The 21122-nt window shown below is 63.1% G+C and carries 16 protein-coding genes; 1 reads left to right on the top strand and 15 read right to left on the bottom strand.

Going from position 1 to position 21122, the window contains the following annotated elements; all coding sequences use genetic code 11:
• Nucleotides 1-14: 14 nt before the first annotated feature.
• The gene (gene dnaE / locus P9A16_RS11140) at nt 15-3512 is read right to left on the bottom strand and encodes a DNA polymerase III subunit alpha (protein WP_023514970.1); all 3498 of its coding nucleotides are present in this window, start codon (nt 3510-3512) and stop codon (nt 15-17) included.
• Nucleotides 3513-3850: 338 nt separating this feature from the next.
• Between dnaE and P9A16_RS11135 the strand changes: the two genes are divergently transcribed.
• Entirely contained in the window at nt 3851-4429 is a 579-nt protein-coding gene (locus tag P9A16_RS11135) for a hypothetical protein (RefSeq protein ID WP_023515963.1), read from the top strand.
• 21 nt (nt 4430-4450) lie between these two features.
• Here P9A16_RS11135 and P9A16_RS11130 read toward each other — a convergent pair whose 3' ends face one another.
• The 14 genes from P9A16_RS11130 to nuoG form a co-directional block, all read right to left on the bottom strand.
• Complete coding sequence (locus tag P9A16_RS11130) at nt 4451-5137, bottom strand: ABC transporter ATP-binding protein (RefSeq protein WP_023515964.1); 687 nt, start codon at nt 5135-5137, stop codon at nt 4451-4453.
• Nucleotides 5138-5146: 9 nt separating this feature from the next.
• Nucleotides 5147-6454 (bottom strand): lipoprotein-releasing ABC transporter permease subunit, encoded by a 1308-nt coding sequence (locus P9A16_RS11125; protein ID WP_023515965.1) that lies wholly within the window; start codon nt 6452-6454, stop codon nt 5147-5149.
• A 33-nt stretch (nt 6455-6487) separates the two neighbouring features.
• Entirely contained in the window at nt 6488-7816 is a 1329-nt protein-coding gene (gene proS / locus P9A16_RS11120; RefSeq protein ID WP_024270872.1) for a proline--tRNA ligase, read from the bottom strand.
• Nucleotides 7817-8534: 718 nt separating this feature from the next.
• Entirely contained in the window at nt 8535-8804 is a 270-nt protein-coding gene (locus tag P9A16_RS11115; RefSeq protein ID WP_023512038.1) for a DUF1467 family protein, read from the bottom strand.
• 153 nt (nt 8805-8957) lie between these two features.
• The gene (locus P9A16_RS11110) at nt 8958-10625 is read right to left on the bottom strand and encodes a ribonuclease J (protein ID WP_023512039.1); all 1668 of its coding nucleotides are present in this window, start codon (nt 10623-10625) and stop codon (nt 8958-8960) included.
• Between the two features lie 15 nt (nt 10626-10640).
• Complete coding sequence (locus tag P9A16_RS11105) at nt 10641-11381, bottom strand: biotin--[acetyl-CoA-carboxylase] ligase (RefSeq protein ID WP_023512040.1); 741 nt, start codon at nt 11379-11381, stop codon at nt 10641-10643.
• A gap of 23 nt (nt 11382-11404) precedes the next feature.
• The gene (nuoN, locus tag P9A16_RS11100; RefSeq protein WP_023512041.1) at nt 11405-12847 is read right to left on the bottom strand and encodes an NADH-quinone oxidoreductase subunit NuoN; all 1443 of its coding nucleotides are present in this window, start codon (nt 12845-12847) and stop codon (nt 11405-11407) included.
• Between the two features lie 17 nt (nt 12848-12864).
• Nucleotides 12865-14376, bottom strand: a complete 1512-nt coding sequence (locus tag P9A16_RS11095; protein ID WP_024270870.1) for an NADH-quinone oxidoreductase subunit M — start codon at nt 14374-14376, stop codon at nt 12865-12867.
• Nucleotides 14376-16373: an NADH-quinone oxidoreductase subunit L gene (nuoL, locus tag P9A16_RS11090; RefSeq protein ID WP_024270869.1), complete on the bottom strand. Its 1998-nt coding sequence runs from the start codon at nt 16371-16373 to the stop codon at nt 14376-14378. The genes P9A16_RS11095 and nuoL overlap by 1 nt, the downstream gene beginning before the upstream one ends.
• 7 nt (nt 16374-16380) lie before the next feature.
• Entirely contained in the window at nt 16381-16689 is a 309-nt protein-coding gene (gene nuoK, locus P9A16_RS11085) for an NADH-quinone oxidoreductase subunit NuoK (protein ID WP_024270868.1), read from the bottom strand.
• Nucleotides 16690-16716: 27 nt separating this feature from the next.
• Nucleotides 16717-17331 carry an NADH-quinone oxidoreductase subunit J gene (locus tag P9A16_RS11080; RefSeq protein ID WP_023513862.1) on the bottom strand — a complete coding sequence of 205 codons (615 nt, stop codon included), beginning with the start codon at nt 17329-17331 and terminating at the stop codon, nt 16717-16719.
• A 103-nt stretch (nt 17332-17434) separates the two neighbouring features.
• Complete coding sequence (gene nuoI, locus P9A16_RS11075) at nt 17435-17926, bottom strand: NADH-quinone oxidoreductase subunit NuoI (protein WP_023513863.1); 492 nt, start codon at nt 17924-17926, stop codon at nt 17435-17437.
• Between the two features lie 34 nt (nt 17927-17960).
• The gene (gene nuoH, locus P9A16_RS11070) at nt 17961-19007 is read right to left on the bottom strand and encodes an NADH-quinone oxidoreductase subunit NuoH (protein WP_023513864.1); all 1047 of its coding nucleotides are present in this window, start codon (nt 19005-19007) and stop codon (nt 17961-17963) included.
• A 20-nt stretch (nt 19008-19027) separates the two neighbouring features.
• Nucleotides 19028-21106 carry an NADH-quinone oxidoreductase subunit NuoG gene (gene nuoG / locus P9A16_RS11065; RefSeq protein WP_023513865.1) on the bottom strand — a complete coding sequence of 693 codons (2079 nt, stop codon included), beginning with the start codon at nt 21104-21106 and terminating at the stop codon, nt 19028-19030.
• Between the last annotated feature and the right edge of the window lie 16 nt (nt 21107-21122).

Raw genomic sequence — 21122 nt, 5'->3', positions numbered from 1 at the left:
CCGTCTCCCGTGCCTCAGACCAGTTCCACGTCCAGCACACCCGGCGTGGAGCGCATGGCGGCGGCGATTTCCGAGGAAATGCGGAAGCGTTCGTTGAGCTCCACCTCGATTTCCCGCTGGCCGTTGTCCTTGATCACGATGAAGGAGACGAGACCGTCGCCCTTCGTGTTGAGATGGGCGGCGATGGAGCGAAGCGGGCCGCTGTCGCGCACGTAGACGCGCAGCGCCTTCTGCGTCTGCAGCGATTCCTCCTCCAGCGAGCGCAGCGTCTGGATGCGCAGGCCGATGCCTTCCGGCCGCTCTTCCGCCTGCACGGTCAGGACCAGCGACTTGCCGGGCTCCAGCAAGTCGCGGTACTGGTTCAGCATTTCGGAGAACAGCACTGCCTCGAACTGGCCGGACGAATCGGAAAAGGCGACGATGCCCATCTTGTTGCCGGTGCGCGTCTTGCGCTCCTGCTTGGAGGTCACGGTGCCGGCGAGGCGACCGGCGGTCGCGCCACGCTTCACCGCCGCGGCGAAGTCACCGAAGGTCTGCACGCGCATCTTGGAGAGGATCGGCGCATAGGTGTCGAGCGGGTGGGCCGACAGGTAGAAGCCGAGCACCTGGAATTCGCGGTGCAGTTTTTCCGAGGCGAGCCAGGGCGTGTAGGACGGAAGCGTGATGACCTCCGGCCCCGTTGCCGCGCCCATGCCGAAGATATCGCCCTGCCCGCTCGTCTTGTTTTCCTGCGCGCGCTGGGCGGCGCCGAGAAGCCTGTCGAGGCCGGCGATCATCGCCGCGCGATCATGGCCGAAACAATCGAAGGCGCCGGCGACGATCAGGCTTTCGAAGACCCGGCGGTTGACGAACTTGGGGTCGATGCGCACGCAAAAATCTTCCAGACTCTTGAACGGCGCCGTACCGCGCACATCGACGATATGCTGCACCGCGGCCCCGCCGACGCCCTTGATGGCGGCAAGCGCATAGTAGATGCGGTTTTCCCCGGTCTCGAAATGAGGGAACGAGGTCTGCACCGAGGGCGGGATGACTTCGATACCGAGCCGGCCGGCATCCTGCCGGAAATCGTTCAGCTTGTCCGTGTTGGACATATCGTAGGTCATCGACGCGGCGAGGAACTCGACCGGGTAATGCGCCTTGAGATAGGCCGTCTGGTAGGAGACGATGGCATAGGCGGCAGCGTGCGACTTGTTGAAGCCATAGTTCGCGAACTTGGCGAGCAGGTCGAAGATGAGATCCGACTGCGGCTTCGACACGCCGTTCTTGACGGCGCCATCGACGAAGCGGGCGCGCTGCTTGTCCATTTCCTCCTTGATCTTCTTGCCCATGGCGCGGCGCAGAAGATCGGCTTCGCCGAGCGAATAGCCGGACAGGACCTGGGCGATCTGCATCACCTGTTCCTGGTAGACGATAACGCCCTGCGTCTCCTTGAGGAGATGGTCGATCATCGGGTGGATCGATTCGATCTCCTCCTCGCCGTGCTTGCGGGCGTTGTAGACCGGGATGTTCTCCATCGGGCCCGGGCGATAGAGCGCCACCAGCGCGATGATGTCTTCGATGCAGTCGGGCCGCATGCCGATCAGCGCCTTGCGCATGCCCGCGCTTTCCACCTGGAACACGCCGACCGTCTCACCGCGCGACAGCATCTCGTAGGTCAGCTGGTCGTCGAGCGGCAGGCTTTCGAGCTTTACCTCGATTGCGCGCTTGCGGATGAAATCGACCGCCGTCTTCAGCACCGTCAGCGTCTTCAGGCCGAGGAAGTCGAACTTGACGAGGCCGGCCTGCTCGACCCATTTCATGTTGAACTGGGTGACCGGCATGTCGGAGCGCGGATCGCGGTACATCGGCACGAGCTGCGAGAGCGGACGGTCGCCGATCACGATACCGGCGGCGTGCGTCGACGCGTGGCGGTAGAGGCCCTCGATCTTCTGGGCGATGTCGAGCAGGCGCGCGACCACCGGCTCCTTCTCCGCCTCTTCCTGCAGTTTCGGCTCCTCCTCGATCGCCTTGTAGAGCGGCGTCGGGTTGGCCGGATTGTTCGGCACGAGCTTGCAGATCTTGTCGACCTGGCCATAGGGCATTTCGAGCACGCGGCCGACGTCGCGCAGCGCCGCGCGCGCCTGCAGCGACCCGAAGGTGATGATCTGCGCCACCTGCTCGCGGCCGTATTTCTGCTGCACGTAGCGGATCACCTCTTCGCGGCGGTCCTGGCAGAAGTCGATGTCGAAGTCCGGCATCGAGACGCGTTCCGGATTGAGGAAGCGTTCGAAGAGCAGCGAGAAGCGCAGCGGATCGACGTCGGTGATCGTCAACGCATAGGCGACGAGCGAGCCCGCGCCCGACCCACGCCCCGGGCCGACGGGGATGTTGTGCTGCTTGGCCCATTTGATGAAGTCGGCAACGATCAGGAAGTAACCGGGGAACTTCATGCGCTCGATGACGCTGAGCTCGAAGTCCAGCCGCTCGCGATAGTCCTGTTCCGTATAGCCCGGCGTCAGGCCGAGCAGTTCCATGCGGCTTTCCAGCCCCTCCACGGACTGGCGCCGCAGTTCCGCGGACTCCGCGCGCTCCGCCTCCTCCGGATCGTCCGTCGCACCGGTGAAACGCGGCAGGATCGGCCCGCGTGTCTGCAGCACGAAGGAGCAGCGCCGGGCGATCTCGATCGTGTTCTCCAGCGCCTCCGGCAGGTCGGCGAAGAGCTTCGCCATGTCCTTGCGGCTCTTGAGATAATGGTCCGGTGACAGGCGGAAACGGTTGTCGTCCGACACCATCGCATTGTGCGCCACCGCCATCAGGGCGTCATGCGCATCGTAGTCGTCGGGGGCCGGGAAGAACGGCTCGTTGGTCGCGACCAGCGGCACGTCCTCCGCATAGGCGAGCTCGACCATGCGCCGTTCATGCTGCCTGTCAAAGCGGCCGTGCCGCTGCAATTCGATATAAAGCCGGTCGCCGAACACCTGCTTCAGCGCGTGAAGCCGCGCCCGTGCGACGGCAGGCTGGCCGGCGAGGAAGGCCATGTCGACGGGGCCGCCGAGCGCGCCGGAAAGCGCGATCAGTCCTTCCGCTCCCTCTTCCTGCAGCCAGCTATAGGCAATGCGGATCGCCTGGCTGCCTTCGCCGCCGAGATAGGCACGGCTGACAAGCGCGACGAGCCGCGCGTAGCCCGCATCCGTCGCCGCGAGAAGGACGATCGAAGGCAGCTTTGCAAGCTGGGCCTGCCCGCCGCGCCGCTCGCCTTCCCCCTCGTCTTCCATGTCGATGGACAGCTGGCAGCCGATCAACGGCTGAATGCCTTCGCCGACTGCCTTCTGCGAGAATTCGAGCGCGGCGAACAGGTTGTTCGTGTCGGTGATCGCGATCGCCGGCTGCTGGTCGGACGTCGCCTTGCCGATGATCTTCTTGATCGGCAAGGCGCCCTCGAGCAGCGAGAAGGCCGAATGGACGCGCAGATGCACGAATTCCGGCGTCTCTCCGATTGTCACGCCATCCGTCTTCTGCGCCGCGTCCGCCATGCCATCACCCTTCCGATCAGGAAGGGAAGCTTAAGCGGATTCGCACCCCTCCCGTCCAGACCGTTCTTGGCGTTGCACCCGCTTTCCACGCATGCAACACCGAACGGACGGGGACATACAGTCAGATGCCGAAGAGGATGACGGAGAAGCTGGCGACGAACATGGCCATGGAGGTGAATGCTGCAAGATCACGAAGAAAATCGGTCATTGTGGCTCCCTTTCCTTTTATGTTTTTATTTTGTTCTATTATTGTTCTCATGTCAACCCTTATCCACAGGCCCTCTGGACCGGCATTGCGCGGCACAATAAGGTCGCGTCGATCACATGGAGGAAATGAGATGAAGTCGTTGAGTGCCGCCCTTCTGCTGTCGCTTGCCCTGCCCCTTGCGGCCGCGGCCGCGGACTTTCCGGCCGAGCGCGTCGCAGCCATGGCGAGCGGCGACTGGAACAAGGACGGCGTGGCCGATCTCGTCCTCGTCGCAACGCCGGGCGACAACAGCGGCGAGGACAACGGGCTTTACGTCTATATCGCCAAGCCGGAAGAGAACCGCCTGACGCTCGCCCTCACGCTGCCCAACACCATCTGGGGAAACCTCGCCATGTATGGGCAGGAGCCGGAGCTCGCCGCGCTCGCCAACGGCTCGTTCACGCTGACGACGAAGAACGATTCGGTCGGCCGTGACCGCTGGCGGCAATCACTGACCATCGCCTACCGCAATTTCGATTTCATCGTCGCGGGCTATACGTTCTCGTCCTACGACACGCTCAATCCGGACGCCGGCAGCGAATGCGATCTCAACGTTCTGACCGGCAAGGGCAAGGCCCGCGGCCAGCCGATTGCCGGCAGGGCGCAGTTCGTGCTGCTCAAGGATTGGCAGGACGATGTCGGCCGCTCGATCTGCGGCCTCGACAACTGACAGGAAAAACCGGGACCGGCCTCAGGCGAGTTCGCGCACGAGGCCGTCCTCGATCGTCACGCGACGATCCATCAGGCCGGCAAGCTCGTGGTTGTGGGTCGCGATAAGCGCGGCAAGGCCGGACTGGCGGGCGAGCGCCTCCAGCGCCTCGAAGACATAACCCGCAGTCTCGGGGTCAAGATTGCCGGTCGGCTCGTCAGCCAGCAGAAGAAGCGGCGCATTGGCGACGGCGCGCGCGATGGCGACGCGCTGCTGCTCCCCGCCGGAAAGTTCCGAGGGGCGATGGTCTGCGCGATGGCCGATGCGCATGTAATCGAGCAGCTGGGCGGCGCGCTCGCGCGCCTCCGCCTTGGTGAGGCCGGAGATGAGCTGCGGCATCATGATGTTTTCCAGCGCGCTGAATTCCGGCAGCAGGTGATGGAACTGGTAGACGAAGCCGATCTCGCTGCGGCGGATTGCCGTGCGCTGGTCATCGGCGAGCGTCGCGCAGGAATGGCCGTTGACGAAGACCTCGCCGGCATCCGGCTTCTCGAGAAGGCCGGCGACATGCAGCAGGGTCGACTTGCCGGTACCGGACGGGGCGACGAGCGCAACGGTCTCGCCACTCTTCAGCGTGAAATCGGCTCCCTTCAGGATCGACAGCAGGGTCTCGCCCTGGCCGTAGTGCCGTTCGATGCCCTTCAGTTCCAGAGCGACGCGCGCATTCATGCGTTTATCCTATTCGTACCGCAGGGCCTGGACGGGATCGAGCTTGGAGGCACGCCAGGCAGGGAAGATCGTCGCGAGGAAGGAGAGCGCCAGCGCCATGACGATGACCGAGACCGTCTCGCCGGCATTCATGTCCGCCGGAAGCTGGCTGAGGAAATAGAGCTCCGGATTGAACAGCGTCGTGCCCGAAAGCCACGAGAAGAACTGCCGGATCGATTCGACATTGAGGCAGACGACAACCCCGAGCAGCACGCCCGCAAAAGTGCCGACCGTGCCGATCGCCGCGCCCGTCATGAAGAAGATGCGCATGATCGAGCCTGACGTCGCCCCCATGGTGCGCAGGATCGCGATGTCGCTGCCCTTGTCCTTCACCAGCATGATGAGGCCGGAGATGATGTTGAGCGCGGCCACGAGCACGATCAGCGTGAGGATCATGAACATGACGTTGCGCTCAACCTGCAGGGCCGAGAAGAAGGTGCGGTTGCGCTGGCGCCAGTCGGTGATGAAGATCTGGCGTTCGGCGGCGGCCTCGATCGGCTGGCGCAGGTCGTCGACATCGTCGGGGTTGGCGACGAACAGTTCGATCGACTGCACGATGCCTTCGGCATTGAAATAGAGCTGTGCTTCTTCGAGCGGCATATAGATGATCGACGCGTCGTATTCCGACATGCCGATCTCGAAGATGGCGGAAACCGTGTAGGTCTTCACGCGTGGATTGACGCCGAGCGGCGTGACGTCGCCCTCGGGTGCGACGAGCGTGATCTGGCCGCCGGCGCTGAGGCCGAGCTGTTCGGCCATACGCGAGCCGATCGCGACGCCGCTGCCGGCGGCAAAGCCCACGAGGTCGCCTTCCTTGATGTTGTCGGAGACGGCCTTCATCTTGGCAAGGTCGTCGGCGCGCACGCCGCGCACCAGCGCGCCGGTCCCCGCGCCCGCAGTGCCGGAGGCCAGCGTCTGGCCCTCGACGAGCGGGATCGCCATGGTGATGCCCGGGACAGCGGAAAGCCGCTCGGCGAGAGCGGCATAATTGTTCAGCGGCGTATCGATCGGCTGGACGATCATGTGGCCGTTGATGCCGAGGATGCGCGAGATCAGCTCGGTGCGGAACCCGTTCATGACGGCCATGACGATGATGAGCGTTGCGACGCCCAGCATGATGCCGATGAAGGAGAACCCGGCAATCACCGAGATGAAGGCTTCCTTGCGCCGGGAGCGCAGGTAGCGCCAGGCGACCATCCGCTCGAAGGCGGAGAACGGGCGGCTCTTGTTGAAGGCCTGCGCCCCGGTTGCAGATGCACCGCTCGCTGCGTCAGCCATGATTCCTCCCGTTGCCGCCTGCGCCTGCGGGCATCAGTTGCCGGATGTCAGGCGGTTGATCGCCGCCTCGATGGTCAGCGTCTCGCGCTCGCCGGTCTTGCGGTCCTTGATCTCGACCTCACCGTTCGCAATGCCCCGCGGACCGGCGATGACCTGCAGCGGCGCGCCAATGAGGTCGGCGGTCGCGAACTTCGCGCCGGCACGTTCATCCTTGTCGTCGTAGAGCACGTCGATGCCGGCGTTCAGCAGTGCGCCGTAGACTTGCTCGCAGGCCGCGTCGCAGGCGGCATCGCCCGACTTCATGTTGATGACGACGACTTCGAACGGCGCGACGGCCTTCGGCCAGATGATGCCGTTCTCGTCATGCGAGGCTTCAATGATGGCGGGCACGAGGCGCGTCGGGCCGATGCCGTAGGAGCCCATGTGCACGGTGTGTTCCTTGCCGTCAGGGCCCTGAACCTTGGCACCCATGGCTTCGGAATATTTCGTACCGAAATAGAAGATGTGGCCAACCTCGATGCCGCGGGCCGACAGGCGTTCGCCTTCCGGAATCGCCTCGAAGGCGGGCGCGTCGTGCATCTCGGAAGTGGCGGCATAGCGCGAGGTCCACTTTTCGAAAATGCCCTTGAGGCCTGCGGCGTCCTCAAAGTTGGTGTCTTCGCCGGGAACGTCGAAGTTCAGGAAGTCCTTGTGGCAGAAGACTTCGGATTCGCCGGTATCGGCGAGAATGATGAATTCGTGGCTGAGGTCGCCGCCGATCGGGCCGGTATCGGCGCGCATCGGGATGGCGCGCAGGCCCATGCGCGAGAAGGTGCGCAGATAGGCCGCGAACATGCGGTTATAGGCGTGCACGGCGCCCTCGCGGTTGAGATCGAAGGAATAGGCGTCCTTCATCAGGAACTCGCGCGAGCGCATGGTGCCGAAGCGCGGACGGATCTCGTCGCGGAACTTCAGCTGGATATGATAGAGGTTGAGCGGCAGGTCCTTGTAGGACTTCACGAACGAACGGAAGACGTCCGTGATCATTTCCTCATTGGTCGGGCCGTAGAGCATCGGGCGCTCCTGGCGGTCCTTGATGCGCAGCATCTCCTTGCCGTAGGCGTCGTAGCGGCCGCTTTCCTGCCAGAGCTCCGCGGACTGCAGCGTCGGCATCAGCAGCTCGACGGCGCCGGAACGGTTCTGTTCCTCACGGATGATGGCGTTCACCTTGTCGAGGACGCGCTTGCCCAGCGGCAGCCAGGTATAGATACCCTGGGACTGTTGCTTGACCATGCCCGCACGCAGCATGAGCCGGTGGGAGACGATCTCGGCCTCCTTGGGGTTTTCCTTGAGGATGGGCAGGAAGAAGCGGGAAAGGCGCATATCGGGTTCCGGAGTGACTGATCCGCCCTATTTCGGGAATCGGGCAAAATGACGTTGATTTTGATGCGTTCATAAACGCTTCGCCACAGGAAGGAAACCCGGCAGCCCGAGGCGGAACACCGACTCACGCGAGCCGTCCACCGCCCGAGCGATCCAAAGAAATGTGGCAGAAAAATGGGGCCGCCAATAACAGAAATTGCGCGCGCCTTGTCAATGGAAAAATTTTATTCCACTGTAGCAAAAATGCAAAAAAAGCGGATGACAACGCCTAACGTTTGGGCTAGTTTCAGGCCACAAAACAGGCAAGAAGTGCAAATTCTTGCCATTTTCGCGGTCAAGTCTTGGGAGGATCAGATCTTTGGCGCGCGCAGACGCTGCCACCGCACAACGGATAAAGATCACGCGATACCTGTAAAACAAGGCTTTCAGCCTTGTTTTTTTTTGCCTTTTACCGACGATGCCTCCGCCTCTAGCAAATTCGCCGGGAAGCTCCATGCGTCAAAGACGCACACCGCGCGCGCTCCGCGACACTCCGCCTCACCCAAAGTGATGCAAATCCCTCGGCATGCACATGACTCGGCGTCAGAGGTCCGCTCCGCCGGCATTTTCCTGAAAAATGGGAGAGACGCCCAGCGGAAGACTTTTCCCGAACAGCCCGGGACACCTGGAATGGCTTGCCCCTGGCCCCGACGGGCGCGTTAACCTTTGTGGCAGCCGCCTATCTGAAACTCGGCATGAACTGCGGAATGGAATCGATGCCGTAGCCGAGGCGCACCGACAGGACGTACCAGGTGCCGTAAATGATGGCGGAAACGATCGTCGTCGTCAGAACGATGCGGCCACCGCGGAACCGTGCCGGCGCGCTTTCCACCGTACCGGGCACCACCTCCTCCGCCTCCGCCTGCGTCCTCAGCCCGAAGGGCAGCACGGCAAAGAGCGTCATCCACCAGACGATGAAATAGACGGCGAAGTAGGAAAAGATCTGCATGGGCGGCCTCTCGTGCGACAGCGGTCTTTTACGCTTGTCGCGGGCGAAGTTCAAACGGCGCAAGGGCGGCGTGCTGTCACACCCGTTTCGGCGGTGCCGCGCGTCCCCGCCGCGCCTGTGGCGACGGGGATGAATGCGCCTGTACCTGTCTCGTCAGACCTTTGTCAGGAAGACGGTGACGACGGGCTTCTTGCCCCAGATCTCGTTCGCCGTGGAGCGCACCGCGCGGCGCACGGCCTCGCGCACCATCTCAAGGTCCTTGCGGCGCGCGCGCGGGATGCTTTCGACGGCGCCGAGCACGGCGTCATAGAGCGTATCGCCCATGTCCTCGCCCTCGTCGTCGAACTGCGGCAGGCCGAAGGGCTCCACCTCGGGATCGCCCTGGAAGTCGTAGCGACTGTCGAGCAGGATGCTGACGGCGACATGGCCGACGAAGGCGAGCTTGCGGCGGTCTCCGATGCCCATCTCGTCATAGTCGCCGATGAGATTGCCATCCTTGAAGATACGGCCGAAGGGCGCGTGATCGACGACTTCGGGCTCACCCGGCGCCAGCCTCAGGATATCGCCGTTGCGCACGCGCGGTACGTCGGCGATGCCCGACTGTTCGGCAAGCTCGGCATGGGCGGTGAGATGTGCAGCCTCGCCGTGCACGGGCACGACCATCTTCGGCCGCGTCCAGCCGTACATCTGCTGCAATTCGTGGCGGCGCGGGTGGCCGGAAACGTGCACCAGTGCCTCGCTGTCGGTGATGACGTTGATGCCCTGCTCCACCAGCCCGTTCTTGATGTCGTTGATCGCCTTCTCGTTGCCCGGAATGGCGCGCGAGGAGAAGATGATCGTGTCGCCATCGGTGAAGGCGACGTTGCGCATCTCGTCGCGGGCGATCTTGGCGAGAGCCGCGCGCGGCTCGCCCTGGCTGCCGGTCAGGATGACGACGACCTTGTCGCGCGGGATATAGCCGAACTCGTCTTCCGCGATGAAGGGCTTCAGGCCTTCCATGAGGCCGATGTCGCGGGCGACTTCCGTCACGCGCTTCATGGAACTGCCGAGCAGAAGCACCTCGCGGCCGGCAGCTTCGGCAGCCTGGGCGATGGAGCGGATGCGGCCGACATTCGATGAGAAGGTGGTGATGCCCACCCTGCCCTCGGCGGCCTCGATGATCTTGGTGAGGCTTTCCGACACTTCACGCTCGGAGGGCGAAACGCCATCGCGCAGCGCATTGGTACTGTCGCAGATCAACGCCAGCACGCCCTCGTCGCCGAGTTTGCGGAAACGCGTCTCGTCCGTCAGGGGGCCGAGCGAGGGATCGAGGTCGATCTTCCAGTCGCCGGTGTGGATGACGGTGCCGAGCGGCGTCTTGATCGCCAGCGACATCGGCTCGGGAATGGAGTGGTTGACGCCGATCGCCTCGATCTCGAACGGGCCGACATTGATACGGTCGCCCTGCTTGAAGATCGTCACCGGGATTTCGGTGCGGCTCCTCTCGTAGTCGCGCTTGGCCTCCAGCATGCCTGCGGTGAAGGGCGAGGCATAGACCGGCACGTTGAGACCCGGCCACAGCTCGTTCAGCGCGCCGTAATGGTCCTCGTGCGCATGGGTGATGATGATGCCCTTGAGATTCTTGCGCTCCTCGGCGAGGAAACGGATATCGGGCAGCACGAGATCGACCCCCGGCAGGTCCGGCCCCGGAAAGGTGACGCCGCAATCGACCATGATCCACTGGCGGTTCTTTTTCGGGCCGTAGCCGTAGAGCGCCAGGTTCATGCCGATTTCGCCGACGCCGCCAAGCGGCAGGAATACCAGTTCGTCTTCTTTTGCCATCGGCTTCTAAAATTCCTATCCAAAAAACACGTCGCCGGCCGCGATCAATCGCGTGCCGCCGTCATCCGTCTCCAGTTTCAGGAGACCTGTATCATCAATTCCGGAAAAGCGCCCGGAAATAGAACGGTCGGGCAAATTGACCGTGATGTTTTCCCCGATGCCGCCCGCCACTCGTTTCCAGCGCTCCATGATGGCGACAATGCCCTGTCCGCCGTCCCACAGCGACAGGGTCGTCGCCATCGACTGGAAGAGATGGGCGAACAGCTCCTCCGGCGAAGCAGTGGCGCCGAACTCGCGCAGCGTCGCCACGGGGTAGAGCCCGGCATCCGGCGCGACGGCGACATTGATCCCGATGCCGATGACCAGCCCGTGGCGCCCGTCGGGAAGCGTCTCCCCCTCGATCAGAATGCCGCAGACCTTGCGGCGATCGACGAGGATGTCGTTCGGCCACTTGATCAGCACATCGGCCGCATCGAGCGGCATGATGCGGCTCACCCCGTCCTGCACGGCGACGGCGACGGCTAGCGGTAGGGAGCCGAGCCGGTCCATCGGCGCAGGATCGATCAGGAGCAGCGAAGCGTAGAGATTGCCGGGCTCGGAAAACCAGGCGCGTCCGCGCCGGCCGCGACCGCCCGTCTGCCGCTCCGCCGTGATCCAGAGACCGGAAAGCGCGCCCTTTCGGGCGCGCTCCAGGCATTCCGTATTGGTCGAGCCCACTTGCGCGAGCGCCTCATGCCGGAAGTCGTCCAGCGACATCCGGGGGTGCGTGCCGGACCCGCTCAAAAGAACGTCCGGGCCGCAGCTTCGGCGGCAGCGCCGATCGGCCCGCCGATCAGCACGTAGCCGACGACGAACAGGCCGGAAAGGCCGAAGACCAGCTTCAGTTCGCCGGCCGTGCGGGCGAACTCACCCGTCGGCTCGTCGAACCACATCACCTTGATGATGCGCAGGTAGTAGTAGGCGCCGACGACCGAGGCTAGCACACCGATGATGGCGAGCGCATAGAGATGCGCCTCGATGGCCGCCATGAAGACGAAGTACTTGGCGAAGAAGCCTGCCATCGGCGGGATGCCGGCGAGCGAGAACATCAGGATCGTCAGAACGGTCGCCATGAACGGGTTGGTCGAGGCAAGGCCCGCCAGGTCGTTGATGTCCTCGACATTGCCGCCTTCCTTGCGGCGCATGGCGAGGATGATCGCGAAGGTGCCGAGCGTCATGACCATGTAGATCAGCATATAGAGCGCAACGCCGCGCACGCCCGCCATGGAGCCGGCGGCAAGGCCGACCAGCGCATAGCCCATGTGGCCGATCGAGGAATAGGCCATCAGGCGCTTGATGTTGCGCTGGCCGATGGCCGCGAAGGCACCGAGCAGCATGGAGGCGATCGAAATGAAGACGATGACCTGCTGCCAGTCGGCAACGACGGGCTCGAAGGCTTCGATAACGATGCGCACGAGCATGGCCATGGCGGCGACTTTCGGCGCAGCGGCGAAGAAGGCCGTGACTGGGGTCGGCGCACCTTCATAGACGTCCGGCGTCCACATATGGAACGGCACGGCCGAAATCTTGAATGCGAGGCCGGCAAGGATGAACACCAGGCCGAAGACGAGGCCCAGCGAGCGGCCCTCGGCGGTCAGCGCGGCGGCGATCTCCTGGAAGCCGATATGGCCGGTGAAGCCGTAGACCAGCGACATGCCGTAGAGCAGCATGCCGGAGGAGAGAGCGCCGAGCACGAAGTACTTCAGGCCCGCTTCCGTCGAACGCAGGCTGTCACGGTTGATCGCGGCGACGACGTAGAGCGCCAGCGACTGGAGCTCCAGCGCGAGATAGAGCGACAGAAGGCTGTTGGCCGAGATCATCAGCAGCATGCCGAGCGTCGACAGCACGATGAGCACCGGGAACTCGAAACGGTCGAGCTGCTCCGAGCGGGCGTGGCCGACCGTCATCACCATGGCGGTGATCGAGCCGATCAGCGCCAGCACCTTCATGAACTTGGCGAAGGGATCGGAGACGAAGGCGCCGCCATAGGCCTGGCCCTCGCCCGTGGCGAGCCCCAGCCAGAGGCCGGAGATGATGAGCAGCGCGACGGCAAGCCCCGTGACGGTCGTGCCCGAGCGTTCGCCCGAGAACACGCCGATCATCAGAAGGGCCAGAGCGCCGACGGCAAGAATGATCTCGGGGGTCGAGAGTTGAAGGCTGGCAAGGATCGTATCAGCGGTCATGTCTTCGAGTCCCGTCGTCAGTTCGCCGAAAGCGCAACGGATTGCGCCGCCTGCAGAGCCGCGGAGTAGTTATTGAGCAGCGCGTCGACCGAAGCCGCCGTCGCATCGAATACCGGCGCCGGATAGACACCGTAGAAGATCGTCAGGATCAGGAGCGGATAGAGCAGCAGCTTCTCGCGCAGATCAAGATCGAGCAGCGACTTCAGGCTTTCCTTCTCGAGCGCACCGAAGATCACCCGGCGATAGAGCCAGAGGGCGTAGGAGGCCGAGAGGATGACGCCGGTCGTTGCGAAGAGCGCGACCCAGGTGTTGGCGCGGAAGATGCCGATCAGGGTCATGAACTCGCCGACGAAACCCGAGGTGCCCGGAAGGCCCACATTCGCCATGGTGAAGATCATGAAGGCGACCGCGTATTTCGGCATGTTGTTGACGAGGCCGCCATAGGCCGCGATCTCGCGGGTGTGCAGCCGGTCATAGACCACGCCGACGCAGAGGAAGAGCGCGCCGGAGACGATGCCGTGCGACAGCATCTGGAAGATAGCGCCCTGAAGGCCCTGCGCATTGGCCGCGAAGATGCCCATCGTGACGTAACCCATATGGGCGACCGACGAATAGGCGATCAGCTTCTTGATGTCGTCCTGCATCATCGCGACCAGCGAGGTGTAGATGATGGCAATGACCGACAGCGCGAAGACGAACGGAGCAAAATAGTCCGAGGCCAGCGGGAACATGGCGAGCGAGAAACGGATGAAACCGTAGCCGCCAAGCTTCAGGAGAACGCCGGCCAGGATGACCGAGCCTGCCGTCGGCGCCTGAACGTGTGCGTCGGGAAGCCAGGTGTGGACCGGCCACATCGGCATCTTCACCGCGAAGGAGGCGAAGAAGGCGAGCCACAGCCAGGTCTGCATATGGGCCGGGAAGTTGTAGGCGAGCAGTTCCGTGATGTCCGTCGTGCCGGCCTGCCAGTACATCGCCATGATGGCGAGCAGCATCAGCACCGAGCCGAGCAGCGTGTAGAGGAAGAACTTGTAGGACGCGTAGACGCGATCCTTGCCGCCCCACACGCCGATGATGATGAACATCGGAATGAGGCCCGCTTCGAAGAACACGTAGAACAGCACGATGTCCAGCGAGACGAAGACGCCGACCATGAACACTTCCAGAAGCAGGAAGGCGATCATGTATTCGCGCAGGCGCTTCTCGATCGAATGCCAGCTCGCGAGCACGCAGAACGGCATCAGGAACGTCGACAGGATGACGAACAGCATGGAGATGCCGTCGACGCCGAGATGATAGGAGATGCCGGTGCCGAGCCATTCGGTCTTCTCGACCATCTGGAAACCGGGGTTCGAATTGTCGAAGCCGATCCAGATGAAGAGCGAGAGCACGAAGGTGAAGACCGTCGTCAGCAGCGAGACGTTCAGGATATTGCGGCGGCCATACGGGCTGTCCTCACGGGTCAGCAGCAGAAGCGCCACGCCGACGAGCGGGAGGAAGGTGACCGCTGAAAGAATGGGCCAATCGGTCATCAGAGGGAGCTCCCGAGCATCATCCAGGTAACGAGTGCTGCAATACCCAGCAGCATCGAGAATGCGTAGTGATAGAGGTAACCGGTCTGGAGGCGAACGACGCGTTCGGTGACATCGGCCACGCGGGCGGCGATACCGTTCGGGCCGAGGCCGTCGATGACGGCGCCATCACCCTTCTTCCAGAGGAACTTGCCGACCCACATGGCGGGACGGACGAAGATGAAGTCGTACAGTTCGTCGAAGTACCACTTGTTGAGCAGGAACTGGTAGAGACCGCGGTGCTGCTCGGCGAGGTACTTCGGCGTTTCCGGCGAGCGGATGTACATGTACCAGGCGGTGACGAAACCGAGGGCCATGGCCGCGAACGGGCTCCACTTCACCCATTTCGGAACGTGATGATACTCGTTGACAAGGTCGTTGCCCGGCAGCGTGAACAGGGCACCCTGCCAGAATTCGGCATAGTGGTGGCCGAAGAAATACTCGACGAAGATCACGCCCGCGACGACCGCACCGGTGGCCAGCAGATAGAGCGGGATCAGCATCACGGCCGGCGACTCGTGCACGTGGTGCATGACGTCGGCAGAGGCGCGCGGCTTGCCGAAGAAGGTCATGAAGGCCAGGCGCCAGGAGTAGAAGCTCGTGAAGAGTGCGGCGATGACCAGGAGCACGAAGGCGAAACCGGCGACCGGGCTGTGCGAGGCGAAGGTCGATTCGATGATCGCGTCCTTCGAGAAGAAGCCGGCAAAACCGATGACCGTACCGGGAATGCCGACGCCGGTCAGCGCCAAGGTGCCGATCGTCATCATCCAGAAGGTGATCGGGATGTGCTTGCGAAGACCGCCCATGTAACGCATGTCCTGCTCGCCATCGACGGCGTGGATCACCGAGCCGGCGCCAAGGAACAGAAGCGCCTTGAAGAAGGCGTGCGTGAAGAGGTGGAAGACCGCCGCACCATAGGCGCCGATGCCGAGCGCGACGAACATATAGCCGAGCTGCGAGCAGGTCGAATAGGCGATGACGCGCTTGATGTCGTTCTGCACGAGGCCGACCGTCGCCGCGAAGAAGGCGGTGATGGCACCGACCAGCGTCACGACCATCAGGGCGGTGTGCGACAGTTCGAAGATCGGCGACATACGGGCGACGAGGAAGACGCCGGCGGTGACCATGGTCGCGGCATGGATGAGCGCCGAAACGGGCGTCGGGCCTTCCATGGCGTCCGGCAGCCAGGTGTGCAGCAGGAACTGCGCCGACTTGCCCATCGCGCCCATGAAGAGCAGGAGGCAGGTTGCGGTCAGCGCATCCGCCTTGTCGAGGCTCATGCCGAACAGCGTGATGACGGGGGCTGCGGCATCCGCGGCGCCTTCGGCCGGCAGATAGGTCGCGGCCGTCGCGAAGATCGTCTCGAAGTTGATCGAACCGAAGAGCACGAAGACGCTGGAAATGCCGAGGATGAAGCCGAAGTCACCGACGCGGTTGACGATGAAGGCCTTCATGGCGGCAGCGCAGGCCGACGGCTTCTTGTACCAGAAACCGATCAAGAGGTAGGACGCAAGGCCCACGCCTTCCCAGCCGAAGAACATCTGCAGCAGATTGTCCGACGTCACCAGCATGAGCATGGCGAAGGTGAAGAGCGAGAGATACGCGAAGAAGCGCGGCCGATGCGGGTCGTGGTGCATGTAGCCGATGGAATAGACATGCACGAGCGTCGAGACGGAGTTCACGACGACGAGCATGACGGCCGTCAGCGTATCGACGCGGAACGCCCACTCGACGTCGAAGCCGCCCGACTGGATCCAGCGCAGCACGCTGACCTTGACCATCTCCGTCTCGCCCATGGCGACGTCGAAGAAGACGATCCACGACAGGACTGCCGCCAGGATCATGAAGCCGGACGTGACATATTCGGACGCCTTGGCGCCGATGGCATTGCCACCGATGCCGGCGATCAGGAAGCCGATCAGCGGAAGGAAGACGATTGCCTTGATGATGGTATCCATGACCCGATCAGCCCTTCATCATATTGACGTCTTCGACGGCGATCGAACCGCGGTTGCGGTAGAAGACGACGAGAATTGCAAGACCGATGGCCGCTTCCGCAGCCGCGACGGTCAGAATGAACAGCGCGAAGACCTGGCCGACGATGTCGTTCAGGAAGTGCGAGAATGCGACCATGTTGATGTTGACCGACAAGAGGATGAGTTCGATCGACATCAGGATGACGATGACGTTCTTCCGGTTCAGGAAGATACCGAAGACGCCGAGGGTGAAGAGGATGGCGCTGACGGTGAGATAGTGGGAAATACCGATTTCCATGATGCTTTTCCTTGGTCTCGCGCTGCCTCAGATGCCCTGACCGGGCTTCACCTTGACGATCTCGACGGCGGTCTCCGGCGTACGGGCGACCTGGGTCGGGATGTCCTGGCGCTTGATATGCGGCTTGTGGCGCAGCGTCAGCACGATCGCGCCGATCATGGCGACGAGCAGCACGAGGCCGGCGATCTGGAAGTAGTAGACGTAGTGGGTATAGAGCACGTCGCCGAGGGCGGCCGTGTTCTGGCGCTCGGCGACAGGCGGGATCGGCATCGAGGCGTTGCTGGCGATTTCCGGCGAGAGCGTGGAGCCCCCGACGACGACCACGAGCTCGATCGCAAGGATCAGGCCGATCAGCGCACCGACCGGCGCGTATTCCAGGGCACCTGCCCTCAATTCGGCGAAATCGATGTCGAGCATCATGACGACGAAGAGGAAGAGGACCGCGACCGCGCCGACATAGACGACCAGCAGGATCATCGCCAGGAACTCGGCGCCCGTCAGAAGGAACAGGCCCGCCGAGTTGAAGAAGGTGAGGATCAGGAACAGCACGGAATAGACCGGGTTCCTGGACGCGATCACCATGAAGGCGGACGCCACCGCCACGAAGGCGAACAGATAGAAGAATAGAGCCTGCAGACCCATTTTGGTGCCTTTTCGTCTTCCCCGGAGAAGGTTCCCCCTCCCCCGTCGAAGCCTGACGACCGCTCGTCAGGCACTTTACATTCGTTATGCCTTCCGCCTGAAATCAGCGGTAAGGCGAATCCATAGCGATGTTGCGGGCGATTTCCCGCTCCCAGCGATCGCCGTTCTCGAGCAGCTTCTGCTTGTCGTAGTAGAGCTCTTCGCGCGTTTCCGTCGAGAACTCGAAGTTCGGCCCCTCGACGATGGCGTCGACCGGGCAGGCTTCCTGGCAGAAGCCGCAATAGATGCACTTCACCATGTCGATATCGTAACGCACCGTGCGGCGCGTGCCGTCGTTGCGGCGGGGGCCTGCCTCGATGGTGATGGCCTGAGCCGGACAGATGGCTTCGCACAGCTTGCAAGCAATGCAGCGCTCTTCACCGTTCGGATAACGGCGCAGCGCGTGCTCGCCGCGGAAGCGCGGGGAGACCGGGCCCTTTTCGAAGGGATAGTTCACCGTCGCCTTGGGGCGGAAGAAATAGCGCATCGACAGGAAGAACGCGCCGACGAATTCCTTGAGGAACAGCGAATTTACGGCTTGCGAAAGACTAGCCATGCTTAAGCTCCAATGCTGCTGAGGTCGCGGGCGGTCATGCGGACCAGCCCGTAAGCTTCAGCACGAATGCAACGATGACGACCATGGCGAGCGAGATCGGAAGGAAGACCTTCCAGCCGAGACGCATGAGCTGGTCGTAGCGGTAGCGCGGCACGAAGGCCTTCACCATCGCGAACATGAAGAAGACGAAGCACGCCTTCAGGACGAACCACACGATGCCCGGGACCCAGTTGAGGAACCAGACGTCGACCGGGGGCAGCCAGCCGCCGAGGAAGAGGATCGTGGTCAGCGCGCACATCAGGCAGATGGCGGCGTATTCGCCAAGCATGAACATCATGTACGGGGTGGAGCCGTACTCGACCATGAAGCCGGCGACGAGTTCGGATTCGGCTTCCGGCAGGTCGAAGGGCGGGCGGTTCGTCTCGGCCAGCGCCGAGATGAAGAACACCACGAACATCGGGAACAGCGCCAGCCAGTGCCAATCCAGGAAAGAACCGGGCAAGCCGATCATCGTGCCGACGCCGTCGCGCTGCGAATTGACGATATCTGTCAGATTCAGCGAGCCGACGCAGAGCAGAACGGTGACGATGACGAAACCGATCGACACTTCGTAGGAGACCATCTGCGCGGCGGAGCGCAGCGCGCCGAGGAACGGATACTTCGAGTTCGAAGCCCAGCCGCCCATGATGATGCCGTACACTTCGAGCGAGGAGATCGCGAAGATGTAGAGGATTCCGACATTGATGTTGGCGATCACCCAGCCTTCGTTCAGCGGAACGACCGCCCAGGTGGCAAGCGCCAGCGTCACGGAGACGAGCGGCGCGAGAAGGAAGATCACCTTGTTGGCCGTCGCCGGGATCACCGGCTCCTTGAAGACGAACTTCAAGAGGTCGGCGAAGGACTGGAAGAGACCCCAGGGGCCGACGACGTTCGGGCCGCGGCGCAGTTGCACGGCCGCCCAGATCTTGCGGTCGGCCAGAAGCACGTAGGCGATGAAGACCAGGAGCGCGACGAGCAGCAGCAGCGACTGCGCCACCATGATCACGCCGGGCCAGACATAGGTCGAAATGAAAGCGTCCATTACCGTCTATTCCTTCGCGCTCATTCCGCCGCGGCTTTGAAATTGTTGCGGGCAAGCGCCGAGCATTCGGCCATGACCGCGGAGGCGCGCGCTATCGGGTTCGTCAAATAGAAGTCTTTGATCGGAGACGCAAACCCGGAATTCGCCATCGTCCCGCCTTTTTTCGCAAGTGCGGAAAGATCAGCGGTTTCACCCGCCGCAATCTCGTCGATCGCAGCGAAATGCGGGTAGGCCTCGTAGAGCTTCGCCCGGAGCTGGACGAGCGAATCGAAAGGCAGTTTCTTGCCGAGCACGTCGGAAAGCGCGCGCAGGATCGCCCAGTCCTCGCGGGCGTCGCCCGGCGCAAAACCAGCGCGGTTGCCCATCTGGACGCGGCCTTCGGTGTTGACCCACGTACCGGATTTTTCGGTGTAGGTCGCGCCCGGCAGGATGACGTCGGCGACATGCGCCGCATTGTCGCCGTGCGAGCCGATATAGACGGTGAAGGCGGTCTTGCCGGCAAAGTTCATTTCGTCCGCGCCGAGCAGGAACACGACGTCCGTGCCGGTGAGCATGTCGGCCGCCGTCTTGCCCCCCTCGCCCGGCACGAAGCCGAGGTCGAGGCCGCCGACGCGCGCGGCTGCGGTGTGGAGAACGGCAAGACCGTTCCAGTCCGCCTTCACCGCACCGACCTTCTCCGCCAGCGCGGAGACGGCCGAGAGGACGGCGAGGCCGTCGGGACGCGACAGCGCGCCCTGGCCGACGATGATCATCGGGCGCTCGGCCTTCTTCAGCTTGGCGGCGAACTTGACCGAACCGTCGATAAGGCCGGAGAGCGTCTCCGTGCCGGCGCCCAGATAGTCGTAGCCGTAGCGCAGCTCGCCCTGTTCGCCGATCACGCCGATCGGGAAATTGTCCATGCGCCAGCGCTTGCGGATGCGGGCATTGAGCACGGCGGCTTCAAGGCGCGGATTGGCGCCGACGATGAGCAGCGCGTCGGCCTGTTCGATGCCTTCGATGGTGGGATTGAACAGGTAGCTGGCGCGGCCGAGCGACGGATCGAGCTGCGAACCATCCTGGCGGCAGTCGATATTGGTCGAGCCGAGCGCGGTCATCAGTTCGCGCAGGGCGTACATCTCTTCAACCGAGGCGAGGTCGCCGGCGATGGCGCCGATACGGTCTCCCGAGGTGCCGGAAACGGCGGCCTTGACGGCGCCGAAAGCGTCGGCCCAGGTGGCAGGCTGCAGACGGCCGTCCTTGCGGACGTACGGGCGGTCGAGACGCTGGGTCTTCAGGCCATCCCAGATGAAGCGGGTCTTGTCGGAGATCCACTCTTCGTTGATCTCTTCATTGACGCGCGGCAGGATGCGCATGACTTCGCGGCCGCGGGTATCGACGCGGATCGCCGAGCCGACGGCGTCCATGACGTCGATCGATTCGGTCTTGTTCAGTTCCCACGGACGGGCCGTGAAGGCGAAGGGCTTGGAGGTCAGCGCGCCGACCGGGCAGAGGTCGACCACGTTGCCCTGGAGCTCGGAGGTCATCGCCTGTTCGAGATAGGTGGTGATCTCGGCGTCTTCACCGCGGCCGATCAGGCCGAGCTCGGTGATGCCGGCGACTTCCGTCGTGAAACGAACGCAGCGCGTGCAGTGGATGCAGCGGTTCATGATCGTCTTCACGAGCGGGCCGATATACTTGTCCTCGACCGCGCGCTTGTTTTCCTGGTAGCGCGAACTGTCGATGCCGAAGGCCATCGCCTGGTCCTGCAGGTCGCATTCGCCACCCTGGTCGCAGATCGGGCAATCCAGCGGATGGTTGATGAGCAGGAACTCCATCACGCCTTCGCGCGCCTTCTTGACCATCGGCGTGGTCGTGAAGACTTCCGGCGCTTCGCCGTTCGGGCCGGGACGCAGGTCCCGCACGCTCATGGCGCAGGAAGCCGCCGGCTTCGGCGGGCCACCCTTCACCTCGACGAGGCACATGCGGCAGTTGCCGGCAACCGACAGCCGCTCGTGGAAACAGAAGCGCGGAACCTCGGCGCCGGCCTCCTCGCACGCCTGAAGCAGCGTGAAGTGATCCGGGACTTCGATTTCTTTTCCGTCGACTTTCAGCTTTGCCATATCTCAATCCCGCTTT

Source organism: Shinella sp. 838 (assembly GCF_029623935.1).
Lineage (GTDB): Bacteria > Pseudomonadota > Alphaproteobacteria > Rhizobiales > Rhizobiaceae > Shinella.
This window is presented reverse-complemented; position numbering and strand designations above follow the sequence as displayed.

What these genes read in the sequence shown, in the direction of transcription:
- dnaE (WP_023514970.1), bottom strand. Translation starts at nt 3,512, where the DNA reads ATGGCGGACGCGGCGCAGAAGACGGATGGCGTGACAATCGGAGAGACG.
- P9A16_RS11135 (WP_023515963.1), top strand. Translation starts at nt 3,851, where the DNA reads ATGAAGTCGTTGAGTGCCGCCCTTCTGCTGTCGCTTGCCCTGCCCCTT.
- P9A16_RS11130 (WP_023515964.1), bottom strand. Translation starts at nt 5,137, where the DNA reads ATGAATGCGCGCGTCGCTCTGGAACTGAAGGGCATCGAACGGCACTAC.
- P9A16_RS11125 (WP_023515965.1), bottom strand. Translation starts at nt 6,454, where the DNA reads ATGGCTGACGCAGCGAGCGGTGCATCTGCAACCGGGGCGCAGGCCTTC.
- proS (WP_024270872.1), bottom strand. Translation starts at nt 7,816, where the DNA reads ATGCGCCTTTCCCGCTTCTTCCTGCCCATCCTCAAGGAAAACCCCAAG.
- P9A16_RS11115 (WP_023512038.1), bottom strand. Translation starts at nt 8,804, where the DNA reads ATGCAGATCTTTTCCTACTTCGCCGTCTATTTCATCGTCTGGTGGATG.
- P9A16_RS11110 (WP_023512039.1), bottom strand. Translation starts at nt 10,625, where the DNA reads ATGGCAAAAGAAGACGAACTGGTATTCCTGCCGCTTGGCGGCGTCGGC.
- P9A16_RS11105 (WP_023512040.1), bottom strand. Translation starts at nt 11,381, where the DNA reads ATGTCGCTGGACGACTTCCGGCATGAGGCGCTCGCGCAAGTGGGCTCG.
- nuoN (WP_023512041.1), bottom strand. Translation starts at nt 12,847, where the DNA reads ATGACCGCTGATACGATCCTTGCCAGCCTTCAACTCTCGACCCCCGAG.
- P9A16_RS11095 (WP_024270870.1), bottom strand. Translation starts at nt 14,376, where the DNA reads ATGACCGATTGGCCCATTCTTTCAGCGGTCACCTTCCTCCCGCTCGTC.
- nuoL (WP_024270869.1), bottom strand. Translation starts at nt 16,373, where the DNA reads ATGGATACCATCATCAAGGCAATCGTCTTCCTTCCGCTGATCGGCTTC.
- nuoK (WP_024270868.1), bottom strand. Translation starts at nt 16,689, where the DNA reads ATGGAAATCGGTATTTCCCACTATCTCACCGTCAGCGCCATCCTCTTC.
- P9A16_RS11080 (WP_023513862.1), bottom strand. Translation starts at nt 17,331, where the DNA reads ATGGGTCTGCAGGCTCTATTCTTCTATCTGTTCGCCTTCGTGGCGGTG.
- nuoI (WP_023513863.1), bottom strand. Translation starts at nt 17,926, where the DNA reads ATGGCTAGTCTTTCGCAAGCCGTAAATTCGCTGTTCCTCAAGGAATTC.
- nuoH (WP_023513864.1), bottom strand. Translation starts at nt 19,007, where the DNA reads ATGGACGCTTTCATTTCGACCTATGTCTGGCCCGGCGTGATCATGGTG.
- nuoG (WP_023513865.1), bottom strand. Translation starts at nt 21,106, where the DNA reads ATGGCAAAGCTGAAAGTCGACGGAAAAGAAATCGAAGTCCCGGATCAC.